Origin of the sequence: Zavarzinia compransoris, assembly GCF_003173055.1 — a bacterium.
Lineage (GTDB): Bacteria > Pseudomonadota > Alphaproteobacteria > Zavarziniales > Zavarziniaceae > Zavarzinia > Zavarzinia compransoris.
Genome location: NZ_QGLF01000003.1, coordinates 279,066 through 295,715, shown reverse-complemented (window position 1 = coordinate 295,715; position 16,650 = coordinate 279,066). Strand labels below are relative to the sequence as shown.

The window sequence follows — 16,650 nt, the reverse complement described above, 5'->3', positions numbered from 1 at the left end:
GGCCCTTCAGCAGGCCGTGTCTTGTTGTTGTATTTAATGTGCTGTTTTAAATATATAAGGAGAAGCACGGAAACAAGTGCCGCAAAAAAGCCCGCCGCAACCGGGCACCCCGGAGGGATACCAAGGCCGCGAGGCCGCACAGGGAGAGGAAGATGGAGTTCGAACGCGATTTCACCATGACCATCGGCGGCTTGGGGGTGGCAGGCGCCACCACCTTCCCGGTGGTGAACCCGGCGACCGAGGCGGTGATCGCCCAGGCCCCAGATTGTTCGCGCGGGCAGCTGGACGAGGCGGTGGCGGCGGCGCGGGCCGCCTTCCCGGCCTGGAGGGCCAGGCCGGTCGACGAGCGCCGCCAGTATCTGCACGCCATTTCCGCCCGCCTGTTCGAGAATCTGGACGGGCTGAAGCGCCTGCTGACCCTCGAACAGGGCAAGCCCTTCGGCGATGCGGAATTCGAGGTCGGCGGCGCGGGCATGTTCGTCCAGGGCACCGCCACCCTGACCATTCCCGAAACCGTGAACGAGGATTCGGCCGAACGGCGCAGCATCACCCGCCATGTCCCGATCGGCGTCGTCGGCGCGATCTCGCCGTGGAATTTCCCGGTGATCCTGGCTTTCTTCAAGGTCGGGCCGGCGCTGCTGGCGGGCAATACGGTGATCCTGAAGCCCTCGCCCTTCACGCCGCTGACCACCTTGAAGATCGGCGAGCTGCTGCGCGACGTGCTGCCGCCGGGGGTGCTCAACATCGTCTCGGGCGGGGACCAGCTCGGCCCCTGGATCACCGAACACCCCGGCATCGACAAGGTGAGCTTCACCGGCTCGACCGCCACCGGCAAGCGGGTGATGCAGAGTGCGGCCGGCAACCTGAAGCGGGTGACGCTGGAGCTTGGCGGCAATGACGCCGCCATCGTGCTGCCGGACGTCGACGTGAACAAGGTGGCGCCGGACCTGTTCTGGGCGGCCTTCCGCAACAACGGCCAGATCTGCATCGCCTCGAAGCGCATGTATATCCATAAGGATGTCTACGAGCCCCTGAAGGAGGCCATCGTCGACTATGCGAAGACGGTGAAGGTGGGCGACGGTTCGGAACAGGGCACCCAGATCGGCCCGGTGCAGAACCAGCAGCAGTACCGCCGCGTTCTCGAGCTGATCGAGGATTCGAAGCAGAGCGGCCACAAGTTCCTGCTCGGCGGCGACGCCCTGGAGGGGCCGGGCTATTTCGTGCCCGTCACCATCCTGGACAATCCGCCGGAAGAATCGCGCATCGTGCGCGAGGAACAGTTCGGCCCGATCCTGCCCCTGCTCAAGGTCGACAGCGTCGAGGAAGCGGTGGCGCGGGCCAATGCCAGCGACTACGGCCTCGGCGGTTCGGTCTGGTCCGCGGATCCGGACAAGGCGCTCGCCATCGGCGAACAGCTGGAAACCGGCACGGTCTGGATCAACGAGACCCAGCACCTGACCCCGCTTGCCCCCTTCGGCGGCCACAAGCAATCGGGCGTCGGCACCGAGAACGGCGTCGACGGCCTGCTCGAATATACCAATGTGCAGACCGTGGTGGTGCGCAAGGCCTGATCACGCCATATGGGAAACCCTTCCCCGCTGCGGGGAAGGGTTGACCGGCGGGGGGGCGGCTCATTAACGTGCCGCATCTTTTGACCTCGCTCGGGCAGTCCCATCCATGTCGGCGCCGCTGGCGGCTAAAGCCCCGCCCTTCCAGGACCTTATCCTGACCCTTCAGACCTATTGGGCCCGCCAGGGCTGCGTGCTCATGCAGCCCTACGACATGGAAGTGGGCGCCGGGACCTTCCACCCGGCGACGACGCTGCGCTCCCTCGGGCGGAAGCCCTGGAACAGCGCCTATGTCCAGCCCTCGCGCCGGCCGAAGGACGGGCGCTATGGCGAGAATCCGAACCGGCTCCAGCATTACTACCAGTTCCAGGTCATCCTGAAGCCGAGCCCGGACGATATCATCGACCTTTACCTCGGCAGCCTGAAGGCGCTCGGCATCGATGTCGACAACCACGACATCCGCTTCGTCGAGGACGATTGGGAAAGCCCGACCCTGGGCGCCTGGGGCCTGGGCTGGGAAGTCTGGTGCGACGGCATGGAAGTCACCCAGTTCACCTATTTCCAGCAGGTCGGCGGTCTCGACGTCGATCCGGTGGCGGGCGAGATCACCTATGGCCTCGAGCGCCTCGCCATGTATGTCCAGGGCGTGGAACGGGTCTACGACCTCGACTGGAACGGCCGCGGCGTCACCTATGGCGACGTCTACCTCCAGGCCGAGAAGGAATTTTCCGCCTATAATTTCGAGCATGCCAATACGGACGTGCTGTTCCAGCACTTCAAGGATGCCGAGGCGGAATGCAACGCCCTGCTGGGCGTCGCCAAAGCCCTGCCCGCCTATGACCAATGCATGAAGGCGAGCCACCTGTTCAACCTGCTGGATGCCCGCGGCGTGATCTCGGTGACCGAGCGCGCGGCCTATATCGGCCGCGTCCGCGCGCTGGCCAAGGGCTGCTGCGAAGCCTGGGTCGCCTCGCAAGGGGAGGCAAAATAATGCCCCAGCTGCTGATCGAGATTCATTCGGAAGAAATCCCCGCCCGCATGCAGCCCCGCGCGGCGGACGACCTGCAGCGCCTGATCCTGGACGGGTTCAAGGCGGTCGGCCTGAAGCATGGCACCGCCAAGGCTTACGCCACGCCCCGCCGCCTGACCCTGGTGGTGGACGACCTCGACGCCGCCCAGGCCGACCTGCGCGAGGAGCGGCGCGGCCCCCGGGTCGGCGCGCCGGACCAGGCGATCGACGGTTTCTGTACCGCCGCCGGGGTTTCGCGCGAGACATTGCAGGTCCAGGAAACCCCCAAGGGCAATTTCTACATCGCCCATATCGAGCGCCGGGGCCGCCCGACCGCCGAAGTGATCGCCGAATTGATGGCGAATACCCTGTGGAATTTCCCCTGGCCGAAATCCATGCGCTGGGGTGCGGGGCCGGACGGCGTCTCGTCCAAGCTCAACTGGGTGCGGCCGATCCGTTCCGTCATCGTCCTCTTCGGCGGGCAGGTGGTGCCCTTCGCGATCGCCCGGGGCGAGGATGCGGGTCATGGCATCACCGCCGGCAATCTCACCCACGGCCATCGCTTCATGGCCAGGGGCGCGATCGAAGTCGCGGATTTCGCCGACTACCGGGCGAAGCTGCGCGCGGCCCATGTCATCCTCGATGTCGAGGAACGGAAGGCCATCATCTGGGCCGGCGCGCAGAAACTGGCGGCGGACGCCGGGCTTGAAGTGACCCCGGACCCGGACCTGCTGGACGAGGTGGCCGGCCTCGTCGAATGGCCGGTCCCCCTGATGGGCCGGATCGACGATGAATTCATGGCCGTCCCGGCCGAGGTGCTGACCTCGACCATGCGCGCCAACCAGAAGTATTTCGCCCTTCGCGATCCCGCGACGGGCAGGATGGCGCCGCGCTTCCTGACCGTCGCCAACCTCGTCGCCAAGGATGGCGGCGCTTCCATCGCGGCGGGCAACGAGCGCGTGCTGCGCGCCCGCCTGTCGGACGCCAAATTCTTCTGGGACCAGGACCTGAAGACGACCCTGGCCGACCGGGTGCCGGCGCTCGATGCCATCGTCTTCCATGCGAAACTCGGCACCGTGGGCGCCAAGGTTGCCCGCGTGCGGGCGCTGGCGGCGCGGATCGCCGGGACGATCGGGGCCGATGCGGCCCTGGCCGATCGCGCCGCCCTGCTGGCCAAGGCCGATCTCGTCTCCGGCGTCGTCGGCGAATTCCCGGAAGTCCAGGGTATCATGGGCCGTTACTACGCCCGGAAGGACGGCGAGGATGCGGCCGTGGCCGACGCCATCGCCGAACACTGGAAGCCCCAGGGCCCGTCCGACCAATGCCCGTCCGCGCCGGTCTCGGTCGCGGTGGCGCTGGCCGATAAGATCGACACCCTGGCCGGCTTCTTCGCCATCGACGAAAAGCCCACGGGCTCGAAGGACCCCTTCGCGCTGCGCCGCGCCGCCCTCGGCGTCATCCGCCTCATCGTCGAGAACGGCCTGCGCCTGCCGCTGAAGCCCCTGTTCGGGGCAACGGCGGACAGCCTGCTCGAATTCTTCCATGATCGTCTGAAAGTCTCGCTGAAGGATCAGGGCGTCGCCCATGATCTGATCAACGCGGTCCTCGGCACCGGTGCCCCAGAATCGGGGGGGGAGGACGACCTCACCCGCCTGGTGCGGAAGGTGGCGGCGTTGAAATCCTTCCTGGAGACGGAAGACGGCAAGAACATGCTCGCCGCCTATCGCCGAGCGTCGAACATCCTGCGCATCGAAGAGAAGAAGGACGGCAAGTCCTATGCCGGGCCCGCCGACCGCGCCCAATTCGCCGCCGATGAGGAGAGCGCGCTCGGCGCGCGGCTGGATGCGGCCATGCCGAAGGCGCGCGCGGCCCTGGCGCAGGAGGATTTCGCGGCCTGCATGCAGGCGCTCGCCCTGCTCCGCGAACCTGTGGATGCCTTCTTCGAGAAGGTGACTGTCAATGCGGACGATCCGGCCTTGCGGGCCAATCGTCTGAAACTTCTGGCCGAGATCAGGGGCGCGCTCGACGAGATCGCCGACTTCTCGCGGATCGAGGGATAAGGTCATGAGCAAGTGGGTGTATACCTTCGGTGACGGCAAGGCCGACGGCCGCGCCGAGATGAAGAACCTTCTGGGCGGCAAGGGCGCCAACCTGGCGGAGATGAGCCATCTCGGCCTGCCCGTGCCCCCGGGCTTCACCATCACGACGGATGTCTGCACCTATTATTACGACCATGGCCGGACCTATCCCGACACGCTGACCGGCGATGTCCGCGCCGCCGTCGCCGATGTCGGCGCCAAGGTCGGCGCGATCTTCGGCGACAAGGACAATCCCCTGCTGGTCTCGGTCCGCTCCGGCGCCCGCGCCTCCATGCCGGGCATGATGGACACGGTGCTCAACCTCGGCCTGAACGACGAGACCGTGCTCGGCCTCGCCCGGCAGGCGGGCGACGAGCGTTTCGCCTATGACAGCTATCGCCGCTTCATCCAGATGTATTCCGATGTCGTCCTCGACGTCGGCCATCATCATTTCGAGGAAATCCTCGAAATCCATAAGGAAGAGAAGGGTTACACGCTGGACACCCAGCTGACCCCCGCCGACCTGAAGGCGCTGATCGCCGAATACAAGAAGACGGTCGAGGCGGAACTCGGCCGGCCCTTCCCGGCGGATGTGAACGAACAGCTGTGGGGCGCCATCGGCGCCGTCTTCGGCTCGTGGCGGAACGCCCGCGCCGAGACCTATCGCCGCCTGAACGACATTCCGGAATCCTGGGGCACGGCGGTCAACGTCCAGGCCATGGTCTTCGGCAATATGGGCGAGACCTCGGCCACCGGCGTCGCCTTCACCCGCAACCCCTCGACCGGCACCGCCGAGATCTACGGCGAATACCTGATCAACGCCCAGGGCGAGGATGTGGTCGCCGGCATCCGCACGCCGCAATATCTGTCCAAGGCCGCCCGCGTCGCCGCCGGCGATACCAAGCCCTCTATGGAGGAAAGCCTGCCGGAGGTCTATGTCCAGCTGGTCGAAGTGTTCCACAAGCTGGAACGCCACTACCGCGACATGCAGGACATCGAATTCACCGTCCAGCGCAGCAAGCTGTGGATGCTGCAGACCCGCTCCGGCAAGCGCACCGCCAAGGCAGCCCTGAAGATCGCGGTCGAACTCTGCAACGAGGGCCTGATCGACCGGGAAACCGCGATCCTGCGCGTGGAACCCCAGATGCTGGACCAGCTCCTGCATCCGACGCTGGACCCGAAGGCCGCGCGCGACGTGCTGACCCGGGGCCTGCCGGCCTCGCCCGGCGCCGCCAGCGGCATCATCAGCTTCACCGCCGACGACACGGAGAAACTGGCCGGCGAAGGCCGGAAAGTGATCCTGGTCCGCGCCGAGACCAGCCCGGAAGACATCCACGGCATGCATGCCGCCCAAGGCATCCTGACGTCCCGCGGCGGCATGACCAGCCATGCCGCCGTGGTCGCCCGCGGCATGGGCCGGCCCTGCGTGTCCGGCGCCGGCGCCCTGAAGATCGATGCCGCCAACCAGACCCTGACCGTACTGGGCAAAGTGCTGAAGCGCGGCGACGTGCTCACCATCGACGGCTCGACCGGCGAAGTGATGCTGGGCGAGGTGCCGACCGTGCAGCCCGAACTGTCGGGCGATTTCTCCACCCTCATGGGCTGGGCCGATGCGGTGCGCCGCCTGAAGGTGCGCACCAATGCGGAAACCCCGCTGGATGCGGAAACCGCCCGGCGCTTCGGCGCCGAGGGCATCGGCCTGTGCCGGACCGAACATATGTTCTTCGATGCCGACCGCATCCTGGCGGTGCGCGAGATGATCCTCGCCAGCGACAAGAAGGGGCGCGAGACGGCGCTGGCCAAGCTGCTGCCGGTGCAGCGCGGCGATTTCGTGAAACTGTTCGAGATCATGGCCGGCCTGCCGGTGACGATCCGCCTGCTCGATCCGCCGCTGCACGAATTCCTGCCCCATACCGAAGCGGAACTGGCCGAGGTGGCCGCCGCCGCCGGCGTGCCGGTCAGCGTGATCAAGACCCGCGCCCACGATCTTGCGGAAGCCAACCCCATGCTGGGCCATCGCGGCTGCCGCCTGGGCATCACCTATCCCGAGATCTACGAGATGCAGGCCCGGGCGATCTTCGAGGCGGCGATCGAGGTCGGCGCCAAGGCCGGCGCCACCGTGACCCCGGAGATCATGATCCCGCTGGTCGCGACCAAGGCCGAACTCGACATCCTGAAGGGCAAGATCGCCGGCATCGCCAAGGCCGTCGCCGCCGAGAAGGGCAAGGACATCCCCTATCTGATCGGCACTATGATCGAATTGCCGCGCGCAGCACTCCGCGGCGGCGAGATCGCGGAAGCGGCGGAATTCTTCTCCTTCGGCACCAACGACCTGACCCAGACCACCTTCGGCATCTCGCGCGACGACGCCGCCCATTTCCTGGACGATTATATCCGCGCCGGCATCTTCCAGAAGGATCCCTTCGTCTCGATCGACGAGGACGGCGTGGGCGAACTGGTCCGCCTCGCCTCGGAACGCGGGCGGGCGGTCCGGCCGAACCTCAAGCTCGGCATCTGCGGCGAGCATGGCGGCGATCCGGCCTCCATCGCCTTCTGCGAGAAGACCGGCCTCGACTATGTCTCCTGCTCGCCCTATCGCGTGCCGATCGCCCGCCTTGCGGCGGCCCAGGCGGCGCTGCGGCGTTAAGCGAGGCGGCGGGAAGGGGCGGAACCGTGACCACGATCGATTTCGTCTTCGGCGTTTCCAGCCGCTATTCCTATCTTGCCGCCAGCCAGCTGCCGGCGCTGGCGGCCGAATTCGGCGTCACCTTCCGCTGGCGGCCGGTGACGACCATCGCCCTGGTGCGCCAGGCGCGGGGCGGCGGTTCCACCCCCTTCGACGGGGCACCGCCGGCCATGCAGTATGATTTCAAATGGCGCCGCCAGGATGCGGAAGCCTGGGCCTCCCTCTACGGCATTCCCTTCAACGAGCCCCACGGCCGGCTGAAATACGACGCGGTCGAACTGAACCTCGGCTGCGTCGCCGCCGGGCTTCTGGGCGCGGTCGAGCCCTATGCCCGCCGTCTCGCCCGCCGCATCTTCGCCGACGACAACGACAGCCCCGTCGGCCGCGCCGACCTGATCGCGGCGGCGGCCGCGGCCGGCCTCGACGGGGAACGCTTCGAAACCCAGCTGGCGGCGCCGGAAACCCAGGCCGCGGTCGCCGCCATCCAGGACGAGGCGGCGGCAAGGGGCGCCTTCGGGGTGCCCAGCTTCCTGGTCGACGGCAAGGTGATCTGGGGCAACGACCGCATCCCCCTGCTGCGGCACCACCTGGCGACCCGCGCATGAGCCTCGACCAGCTGCGCAGCGGCGGCAAGGGCGCCATGGCCCGGGCGCTGGCCCGGATCGAGCGCGACCCCCATGGCGCCGAGACCATCGCCCTGCTGGACGCCGCCTGGACCGACCCGCGCGCCCATGTCGTCGGCCTGACCGGGCCGCCCGGGGTGGGCAAATCCACCCTGACCTCGGCCCTGATCAACCATTGGCGGCGCCAGGGGCTGACGGTCGGGGTGATCGCGGTCGATCCTTCGTCCCGGCGCACCGGCGGCGCCCTGCTCGGCGACCGCACCCGGCTGGTCATCGATGCCGAGGACCAGGGGATCTTCGTCCGCTCCATGGCGGCGCGGGACCGGCTGGGCGGCCTTGCCGCCCTCACCTTCCCGGCCATGGTGCTGATGCGCGCGGCTTACGACCGGGTGCTGATCGAGACCGTGGGCGTCGGCCAGTCGGAAACCGATGTCACCCAGGTGGCGGATACGGTGGTCTTCTGCGTGCAGCCCGCCTCGGGCGATTCGCTGCAATTCATGAAGGCGGGCATCGTCGAGATTCCCCATGTCGCGGTCGTCACCAAGGCGGACCTGGGCGCGCCCGCCACCAGGGCCCGGGCCGATCTTGCCGGCGCCCTGTCGCTGGCGGAGGATGTGACCGGCTGGAAAGTACCGGTCGCCCTCGTCTCCTCGACCAAGGGGGACGGGCTGGACAAGTTGCTGCACGCCCTCGACGCCCATGCCGCCCATCTGGCCGAGGACGGCAACGGCAAGGCCCAGCGCGCCGAGCAGGGCGCCGCCTGGCTGGCGGAAACCGTGCGCGACGAATTCGGCAAGCAGGGCCTGCGCGATGCCGCGGCCTTGATCGCCGATGCTGCCGGTGCCTCCCCCTTCGGGCGGGCGGCCGGGATCATCGCAACCCTCAGATCACGGCATTGACCGTCGCCGTCACCCCGATCAGCGCCAGCACCAGCAGCGAGATCGCGCGGTGGTGGGCGGAACCGAAACGCTCGAACAGGCGAAAGCCCAGCCAGTCGCCGAACAGCAGGCAGGGCAGCGCCAGGGCGAATTGCGCCGGCGAGATTTCGTCGATCTTGCCGGTGACCGTATAGCCGGCCAGCGACATCACCGACGTCAGGTTGAAGAAGGCCATCAAGGTCGCCCGGGCCCGGCGCGCATCGGGTTCAGTGCCGAGCAGGAAGACCACGATCGGCGGCCCCGGAATCGCCAGTGCCCCGCCCATCAGCCCGGCCGACAGGCCGACCGGCAGGGCCAGCCCGCGGCCCGCCCCCGCCATCACCCCGGTCCGCCACAGCAGAAGGGCGGACCCGAGCACGCCCACCCCGATCAGCAATTTGGTCGCATCCGCCGGCAGGAGATCGAGCAGGGCGACCCCGACCGGCGTGCCGATCAGGCTGCCGATCAGCAGCGGCTTCAACAGCCCGCGGTCGCTTTCGGCGACCGAGCGCCGCAGGGTGCGCAAGCCCGCGACCAGGGACAGCAGGGCGCAGAGCACCACGGCGCGGGCCGGCTCGATCACCAGCACCAGCAAGGGCATGGCCGCCAGCGCGAAGCCGAAGCCGGAAAAGGCGCGCAGCACCGCCGCCGCGACGATGGTCGCGGCAAAGAAGGCGAGATCGGCCGGCGAGAGGCCGAACAGCGCGAAGAAATCGAAACCGAGTGCCGGAATGATGACGGTCCGCCCGTGAAAGACGGCGCTTTATGCCAGAAAGCCTTTGTACCCGCCAGGCCTGGGAAATATCAGCCGGCCCGGGCCACCCCGTCCGGCACCGTGCCGGCGATGAAGGCGAGCGTATCGGCAAGGCCCGGATCGATGATGCCGCCATGGCCGAGGTCGGCGAAGCGGCGGTAGTAAACGGCGAAATCCCCGACCCCGGCCAGGGCCTTCGCCAAGTCCTGGCCGGCGGGGATGCTGCTGCCCCGCGCCGGATCGCGATGCGCGGCCCCGCCCCGCCCCTGGCCGGACGAATTCTCGACCAGCAGCCGCGCCGGCCGCGCCAGCCGCCCGCCCGCCGCGCGGACGCCGCCGAGGAAGGCCTGGGCCTCCGCCACCTGGGAACCGTTGTTCCACCACAGCGACGGATCGGCCGCCACCCAGGTGGAAAAGAGGTCGGGCCGGGTGAAAAGCGCGAACAGGGCGAAAAGGCCGCCCAGGGAATGGCCGAACAGGCTTTGCCGCGCCGGATCGACGGTGAGTTCCGCCTGGATCCGGGGCATCAGGTGATCGGCGATGAAGGCGAGCAGCGCCTCGCGCCCGCCGGTGGCGGTGTCGTCCCGGCCGCGCAGGTATTCCTTGGCGGTCGCCGGGGTGAAATCGAAGGTGCGGCGGGCCATGTCGAGCCGCCCCGCCCCCGGATGGCCGATGCCGACCAGCACGGCCCCCGGGCCCACACCCTTTTCCTGGTGCCGCCACGCCCCGGGAAACATGCCGCCCCCGTCGAGGAGGTAGAGCACGGGCCAGCCCGCCTCGGGCCTGTTTCCCGCCGGCAGGCCGACCTGGATGTGCCAGGGCGCCGCGCCGCCCGGCAGGCCGAAGTCGAAGCGGCGGATGCGCTCGTGCTCGATGATCTCGGCCGGTTCGCTGGCCCGGTCATGGGGGCTGGCCGGCTGCTGCGCCCGCGCCATGGGCGCCGCGAGAAGCCCGGCAAGGGCGCCGAGGGCAAGGCGGCGGGTGGCATCCATGATCGCGGTCGCTCCGGTTCTGGCGGTCCTTTTCTAGGCAAGGATCACCGAGGCCGGTCATACGATCTGGTGATCACGGCTTTTTCGGCGGCCCCAGTTCCTCGACCACGATCGTGCGGAAGAGATCGAGGGCGGCGCTTTCCGCCCGGTTCGGATCATGGGCGAGTTGGAACAATTGCTCGCGGGCGAACAGCGCCGGCTTCAGCGAGCGCAGGCGCCCGGCAGCGACGAAAGGCGCCGCGAAATGTTCCGGCAGATAGCCGAGAAAGGCGCCGGACAGGATCAGGCGGGCCTCGGATTCCATGTCCGAGACGATGGCATGGGCGCCGGCGATGGCGAAGATCTTGAGATCGCGCCCGCCCCAATAGTCGCGCCCGACGATGCGGTGCCGGCGCACCAGGTCGACGTCGATCTCGCCGTCCGGGACAGCGTAGAGCGGATGGTCCTTGCCGCAATAGAAGCGCTGCGCCTCGCGGTAGAGGTCTTCATAGGCAAGGCCGAGCACGACCCGGGGAAAGCTGGCGATCGCGACATGGAGATTGCCGGCGATGACCTCGCGCAGCAGGTCGTCCGGCGCCCGTGTCGAGATATTCAGCCGGACTTCGGGGGCCGCGGCGACGAAGCGGGCGAAGACCCGCTCCAGCGGTGCCTTCGGATCGGTGATCGTATTGTCGACGAGGCCGATCGCCAGCGTGCCGTGCAGCTTGTCGCGGAGCGAGCGCATGCGGTTGTCGAACTGGCTGGTGGCGCCCAGCAGGCGCTGGATCTCGGCATAGGCCGCCTGGCCTTCCGGCGTCAGCGAAAAGCCGCTGCGCCCGCGCCGGCACAGCGTCACGCCGAGGCGCGTCTCCAGCCCGGCGATATGGCTCGAGATCGTCGAGAGCGAGAGATTGAGCTTGGCCTGCGCCGCCGCGAAACCGCCCGACTCGACGATGGCGACGAAGACGCGCAACAATCTGAGGTCAACCGTATCCAGTGCCATGGTCGCGTAACTTCGATCCCGATCGAAGTGAGTTTCGATCCTTCGTCATTTTTTCACAAGAGCGTCACTGTTGTTCTGATCGCAGAAGATGCCATCCGGAGATCCGATCATGCCGAAGACCCCCCTCGCGGCGCCCAGCCGCCGCGCCCTTCTCGCCGGCGGCATCGCCGGTGCCGCCGCCATCGGCCTGGGCTTTCCCGGGATCGTCCGCGCCGCCGACAAGCGCCTGAAAGTCGGCGTCTACGGCGGCTATTTCAAGGACAGTTTCGACAAGCACATCTTCCCCGAATTCACTAAGGCCACCGGCATCGCCATCGATTCCGTGGCCGAGCCGACGGGCGAAGCCTGGCTGGTGCAGCTGGAACAGGCGGCCCGCGCGAAACAGGCCCCGGCCGATGTTTCGATGATGTCCCAAGTGGCGATGCTCAAAGGCGCCGCGGTCGAGCTTTGGGCGCCCCTGGACGAGGCCCGCATCCCGGGCGCGAAGACGGTCCACGCCCACCTGCAGAACCGCTATGCCGATGGCCGCCTGACGGGCGTGGGCGCGGTTTCCTGGTACATCACCCTGGTCACCAACACCAAGACCTACCCGGAGGCCCCGACCTCCTGGGCCGAGCTTTGGGACGCGAAGCACAAGGACCAATTGGGCCTGATGGCCCTGGTCTCCAACAGTTTCCTGCTGGAAGTGACCGCCGCCACCTTCTTCGGCGGCACCGCGATCATGGATACCGAGGACGGCATCCTGAAGGTGATGGAGAAGCTGGCCGAGCTGAAGCCCAACGTGAAGCTGTGGTACCGCGACGAGGCCCAGTTCGAACAGGCGCTGAAGTCGGGCGAAGTGCCCATGGGCGAATATTACCACGACGTCACCGGCCTTGCGGTCGCCGACGGCCACCCGGTGCGCTCCACCTTCCCCAAGGAAGGCGGCATCAACGACAGCGGCTCCTGGGCCGTGTCCAAGGCCTCGAAGGCGGTCGACCTGGCCGAGGTCTTCATCGAATACATGTGCCAGCCCGCGATCCAGGCCCTGCTGTCGCGGAAGGTCGGCACCGCGCCCACCATCGACCGCAAGCTGACCGACCTGACGGATGCGGAATTCGCCGCCGTCTCGTCCGAGATCACGCCGATCGTGCCGCGCTACGACCTCTACCAGTCCAAGGCCGACTGGCTGAGCCAGAAGTGGACCGAGCTGATCGTCGGCTGACGCCCCCCAGCCGCCCGCCCCGCGCGGGCGGCCCCCCTTGACACCAGGAGCCCGTCATGTCCGGTCTTGTCCTTGACCATCTGGTGAAGCGCTACGGTCCGTTCACGGCCGTGCATGACGCCGAGCTGACCATCCCCCACGGCCGTTTCGTCTGCCTGCTCGGGCCGTCGGGCTGCGGCAAGACCACCTTGCTGCGCATGATCGCGGGGCTGGAGGCGCCGAGCGCCGGCGCCATCCGCCTCGACGGCGAGGACATCACCGCAAAACCCGCGCATCAGCGCGATTTCGGCATGGTGTTCCAGTCGCTCGCCCTGTTCCCGCACCTGACGGTGGGCGAGAACATCGCCTATCCCCTGCGCATCCGGGGCAAGTCCAGGGCGGAACAGCGGGCCGAGGCGGAACGCCTGCTCGCCCTGGTGCGCCTGCCCGGCGCCGCCGACCGGCCGGTTGCCAAACTCTCGGGCGGGCAGCGCCAGCGCGTCGCCATCGCCCGCGCGCTCGCCCTGTCGCCCCGCCTGTTCCTGCTCGACGAGCCGCTCTCCGCCCTCGACGCCAAGCTGCGCGAGGCGATGCAGATCGAATTGAAGCAATTGCAGCAGCGCCTGGGCATCACCACCATCGTCGTCACCCACGACCAGCGCGAAGCCATGACCATGGCCGATCTGGTCGTCGTCATGTCCGCCGGGCGCATCCATCAGGCCGCCCCGCCGGTCGAGGTCTACCGCCGGCCGGCCGACGCCTTCGTCGCCGATTTCATCGGCATGACCAACCTCCTGAAGGGCAAGGTCGCCGGCCCCGGCCGGGTGGCGGTCGCCGGCGGCACGCTTGCGGTTACCGATCCGACCCCGGCGGCGGGGGAGGTCGTCCTTTCCGTCCGGCCGGAGGACGTCGCGGTCCGCGTCGGCGACGACGCCCCGAACCTCCTGCCCGGCACGGTGACCTTCCTGCGCGACCTGGGCGCCACGGTCGAGATCCGCCTCGACGTCGCGGGGCAGGAGATCGTGGCGGTGACGGCGCCGCAGGACCGGCCCATGGTGCAGGCGGGCGACGCGGTCCATGTCCGCTTCCCGGCGGAAGCGGCGGTGGTGCTGGCGTCATGATGAAATCCGTGCCCCGGCGCCTGCGGGATTACGCCCCCATCGCCTTCCCCGCGGCCATGCTGCTGCTGTTCTTCGTGGTGCCCTTCGGCATCATGATCGCCATTTCCTTCTATCACCGGGTGCAGGGCGGCTTTTACGAGCCGGCCTTCGAGACGGCGAACTACGAGCGCTTCCTCACCGCCTTCTTCGGCGGCGTGCTCGGCTTTTCCCTGCTGCTGTCGGGGCTGGTCGCCGCCCTTTCCGTAACCCTGGCCTTCCCTTTCACCTGGTTGCTGGTGCGCCGGCCGCGCCGGGTGCAGGTGGTCTGGCTGGTCTTCCTCCTCTCCGTGCTTTCGCTGTCCGAGGTGATCATCGGCTTTGCCTGGTCGACCCTGTTCTCGAAGACCGCGGGGATCACCAATCTCTTCGCCGCCCTCGGCCTCATGGACCAGGCGGTGTCGCTGTCGCCGTCCTTCGGGGCGGTCCTGACCGGCATGGTCTATCAGGCCTTTCCCTATACGGTGCTGGTCCTCTATCCCGCCCTGTCGCGCCTCGATCCCACCTTGGTCGAAGCCGCGCGGACGCTGGGCGCCTCGCCGCTGCGCGCCTTCTTCAACGTCATCGTGCCGGGCCTGCGCAACACGATCGTCGCCACCCTGATCATGGTCTTCGTCTTCGCGCTCGGCTCCTACCTGCTGCCGCAATTGCTCGGCCGGCCGCAGCAATGGACCTTGTCGGTCCTGATCACCGATCAGGCGATCTATCAATCGAACATGCCCTTCGCCTCGGCGATGGCCGTGTTCCTGGTGCTGGTCAGCCTCGGGCTGGTCGGCCTGTCGCTGCTGGCCGGCCGGCGGGAGAATGCGCAATGAGCAGGATCGCCACCCGTCTCGCCTTCGGCTGCTTCGGCCTCTTCCTGGCGGCGCCCCTCGCCGTGGTCGCCGGGGTCGCGGTCAACGAGAAGAAATCCCTGACCTTCCCGCCCGAAGGCTTTTCGCTCGCCTGGTTCGGCGAGATCTTCGGCAATCCGGAATGGTTCTCGGCCCTGCTGGCCTCGATCGGGGTCGCCGCCTCGGCCTCCGCCCTGTCGGTGCTGATCGCCCTGCCCATCGCCTGGTTCCTGTGGCGCTGGCATGCGCCTTTCGTCCGCATCGTCCAGGTCCTGGGCCTTGCGCCCTTCATCCTGCCGCCGGTGATCACCGCGCTTGGCTTCCTCGCCTTCTGGTCCGAACTCGGGCTCTACGGCGAGGCCTGGACCGTGGTCATCAGCCATGGGATCTTCTTCGTTACATTGCCCCTGGTGACGCTGACCCTCGGCTTCGACGCGATCGATCCGACTCTGGTCGAGGCCGCCTCGACCATGGGCGCGGACGACCGCGCGGTGCTGCGCACCATCGTCTTTCCCCTGATCCGGCCCTATGTCATCTCGGGCCTGGCCTTCGCCTTCGTTCTCTCGCTGAACGAATATATCGTCGCCTATATGGTCGTCGGTTTCACGGTCGAGACCCTGCCGATCAAGATCTTCAACGCCCTTCGCTACGGCTACACCCCGACCATGGCGGCGGTGACCGTGCTCTTCGTCTTGATCGCCGCGCTGGTGTTCGGGCTGATCGCCCGCTTCGGCGATCTGCCCCGGCTCCTGGGCGCCTGGTCGCCCAAGGACGAGTAACAAGCGTCATATCAGGAGAACCGCGATGTTCGATGCCAAGAAGCTGGAAGCGCTCCGGGCCAAATACGGCAATGCCGGCGGCGAGGTCATGTTCAGCGAGGAATCCCGGCGCGTCGCCGCCGTGCAGTTCTCCGCCGGGGGCCGGCGCCTGATGCCCTTCGCCGGCGTCTCCACCTTTCTCGACGCGGAATACCGGCCCGATGCCGCCGACCTGGCGGATTTCGGCGGCATCGACATCGCGCTGGTCGGCGTGCCCATGGATCTCGGCGTCACCAATCGCGCCGGCTCGCGCTTCGGGCCGCGCGCCGTGCGCACGATCGAACGGGTCGGGCCCTACGAACATGTCCTGAAGGTCGTGCCCCTGGCCGAGGCCAAGGTCGCCGATATCGGCGACGTCCCCTTCCGCAGCCGCTTCAGCCTCGAGAGCTGCCACCAGGATATCGAAGCCTTCTTCACCAAGCTATACGCCGCCGGGATCGTTCCCCTGGCGGTCGGCGGCGACCATTCGATCTCGCAGTCGATCCTGGCCGGCGTCGCCAAGACCCACGGGCCGGTCGGCCTCGTCCATTTCGATGCCCATTGCGACACCTCCGGTCCCTACGAGGGCAGCAAGTTCCAGCACGGCGGCCCCTTCCGCGAGGCGGTGCTGGCCGGCCACCTGGACCCGGAGCGCACGGTGCAGATCGGCATCCGCGGCGCCGCCGAATATCTGTGGGATTTCTCCTACGACAGCGGCATGACCGTGATCCATGCGGAAGAGGTCAGCCGCATCGGCACCGACGCCATCATCGAGACGGTGAAGAAGGTGACGGGCGGCGGCCCGACCTATATTTCCCTCGACGTCGACTGCCTGGACCCGGTCTTCGCCCCCGGCACCGGCACGCCCGAGATCGGCGGCATGACCAGCCGGGAAGTCATGGCCATCCTGCGCGGCATCGCCGGCATCGATGTGATCGGCGGCGACGTGGTCGAGATCGCCCCGCAATATGACGCCACCACCAACACGGCCCAATTGGGCGCCCAGATCATGTTCGAAATCCTGTGCCTTCAGGTGATCAACCTGAAGCGCAAGCAACAGGCCTGAGGCCG

The 16,650-nt window shown here is 67.8% G+C and carries 14 protein-coding genes; 11 read left to right on the top strand and 3 right to left on the bottom strand.

The genetic code is table 11. The features are described 5' to 3' along the window. Positions 1-152 precede the first annotated feature (152 nt). The 6 genes from DKG75_RS12065 to DKG75_RS12040 all read left to right on the top strand — a co-directional run bounded on the left by DKG75_RS12065 (position 153) and on the right by DKG75_RS12040 (position 8,863). Entirely contained in the window at positions 153-1,571 is a 1,419-nt protein-coding gene (locus tag DKG75_RS12065; protein ID WP_109921369.1) for an aldehyde dehydrogenase family protein, read from the top strand. 106 nt (positions 1,572-1,677) lie between these two features. Further along, positions 1,678-2,559, top strand: coding sequence for a glycine--tRNA ligase subunit alpha (locus tag DKG75_RS12060; protein ID WP_109921368.1), 882 nt, complete (start codon positions 1,678-1,680; stop codon positions 2,557-2,559). Then, the gene (gene glyS / locus DKG75_RS12055) at positions 2,559-4,637 is read left to right on the top strand and encodes a glycine--tRNA ligase subunit beta (RefSeq protein WP_109921367.1); all 2,079 of its coding nucleotides are present in this window, start codon (positions 2,559-2,561) and stop codon (positions 4,635-4,637) included. Before DKG75_RS12060 ends, glyS begins: the two co-directional genes overlap by 1 nt. Positions 4,638-4,641: 4 nt before the next feature. After that, a complete protein-coding gene (gene ppdK, locus DKG75_RS12050; protein WP_109921366.1) occupies positions 4,642-7,302 on the top strand; it encodes a pyruvate, phosphate dikinase in 2,661 nt (886 codons plus the stop codon). Between the two features lie 26 nt (positions 7,303-7,328). Next, complete coding sequence (locus DKG75_RS12045; protein ID WP_166646526.1) at positions 7,329-7,946, top strand: 2-hydroxychromene-2-carboxylate isomerase; 618 nt, start codon at positions 7,329-7,331, stop codon at positions 7,944-7,946. Continuing rightward, the gene (locus tag DKG75_RS12040; protein WP_109921365.1) at positions 7,943-8,863 is read left to right on the top strand and encodes an ArgK/MeaB family GTPase; all 921 of its coding nucleotides are present in this window, start codon (positions 7,943-7,945) and stop codon (positions 8,861-8,863) included. The genes DKG75_RS12045 and DKG75_RS12040 overlap by 4 nt, the downstream gene beginning before the upstream one ends. On the opposite strand, the gene DKG75_RS12035 is transcribed toward DKG75_RS12040, so the two are convergent. From DKG75_RS12035 to DKG75_RS12025, 3 genes are all read right to left on the bottom strand, one after another. Continuing rightward, a complete protein-coding gene (locus DKG75_RS12035; protein WP_279573947.1) occupies positions 8,847-9,539 on the bottom strand; it encodes a sulfite exporter TauE/SafE family protein in 693 nt (230 codons plus the stop codon). The two genes, DKG75_RS12040 and DKG75_RS12035, sit on opposite strands and share 17 nt — an antisense overlap. Before the next feature lie 146 nt (positions 9,540-9,685). Further along, a complete protein-coding gene (locus DKG75_RS12030) occupies positions 9,686-10,627 on the bottom strand; it encodes an alpha/beta hydrolase (protein WP_109921363.1) in 942 nt (313 codons plus the stop codon). Between the two features lie 73 nt (positions 10,628-10,700). Continuing rightward, positions 10,701-11,609: a LysR family transcriptional regulator gene (locus DKG75_RS12025; protein ID WP_109921362.1), complete on the bottom strand. Its 909-nt coding sequence runs from the start codon at positions 11,607-11,609 to the stop codon at positions 10,701-10,703. 109 nt (positions 11,610-11,718) lie between these two features. Between DKG75_RS12025 and DKG75_RS12020 the strand changes: the two genes are divergently transcribed. From DKG75_RS12020 to speB, 5 genes are read left to right on the top strand one after another with little or no spacing between them, the layout of a single operon-like run. Beyond that, complete coding sequence (locus tag DKG75_RS12020) at positions 11,719-12,813, top strand: extracellular solute-binding protein (protein ID WP_109921361.1); 1,095 nt, start codon at positions 11,719-11,721, stop codon at positions 12,811-12,813. A 56-nt stretch (positions 12,814-12,869) separates the two neighbouring features. After that, on the top strand, positions 12,870-13,913 hold the full coding sequence (locus DKG75_RS12015; protein WP_109921360.1) for an ABC transporter ATP-binding protein: 1,044 nt from the start codon (positions 12,870-12,872) through the stop codon (positions 13,911-13,913). Then, on the top strand, positions 13,910-14,764 hold the full coding sequence (locus tag DKG75_RS12010) for an ABC transporter permease (protein WP_109921359.1): 855 nt from the start codon (positions 13,910-13,912) through the stop codon (positions 14,762-14,764). The genes DKG75_RS12015 and DKG75_RS12010 overlap by 4 nt, the downstream gene beginning before the upstream one ends. Then, positions 14,761-15,561 carry an ABC transporter permease gene (locus tag DKG75_RS12005; RefSeq protein ID WP_109921358.1) on the top strand — a complete coding sequence of 267 codons (801 nt, stop codon included), beginning with the start codon at positions 14,761-14,763 and terminating at the stop codon, positions 15,559-15,561. The genes DKG75_RS12010 and DKG75_RS12005 overlap by 4 nt, the downstream gene beginning before the upstream one ends. A 25-nt stretch (positions 15,562-15,586) precedes the next feature. Continuing rightward, positions 15,587-16,645: an agmatinase gene (gene speB, locus DKG75_RS12000; protein ID WP_109921357.1), complete on the top strand. Its 1,059-nt coding sequence runs from the start codon at positions 15,587-15,589 to the stop codon at positions 16,643-16,645. The last annotated feature ends 5 nt before the right edge of the window (positions 16,646-16,650 follow it).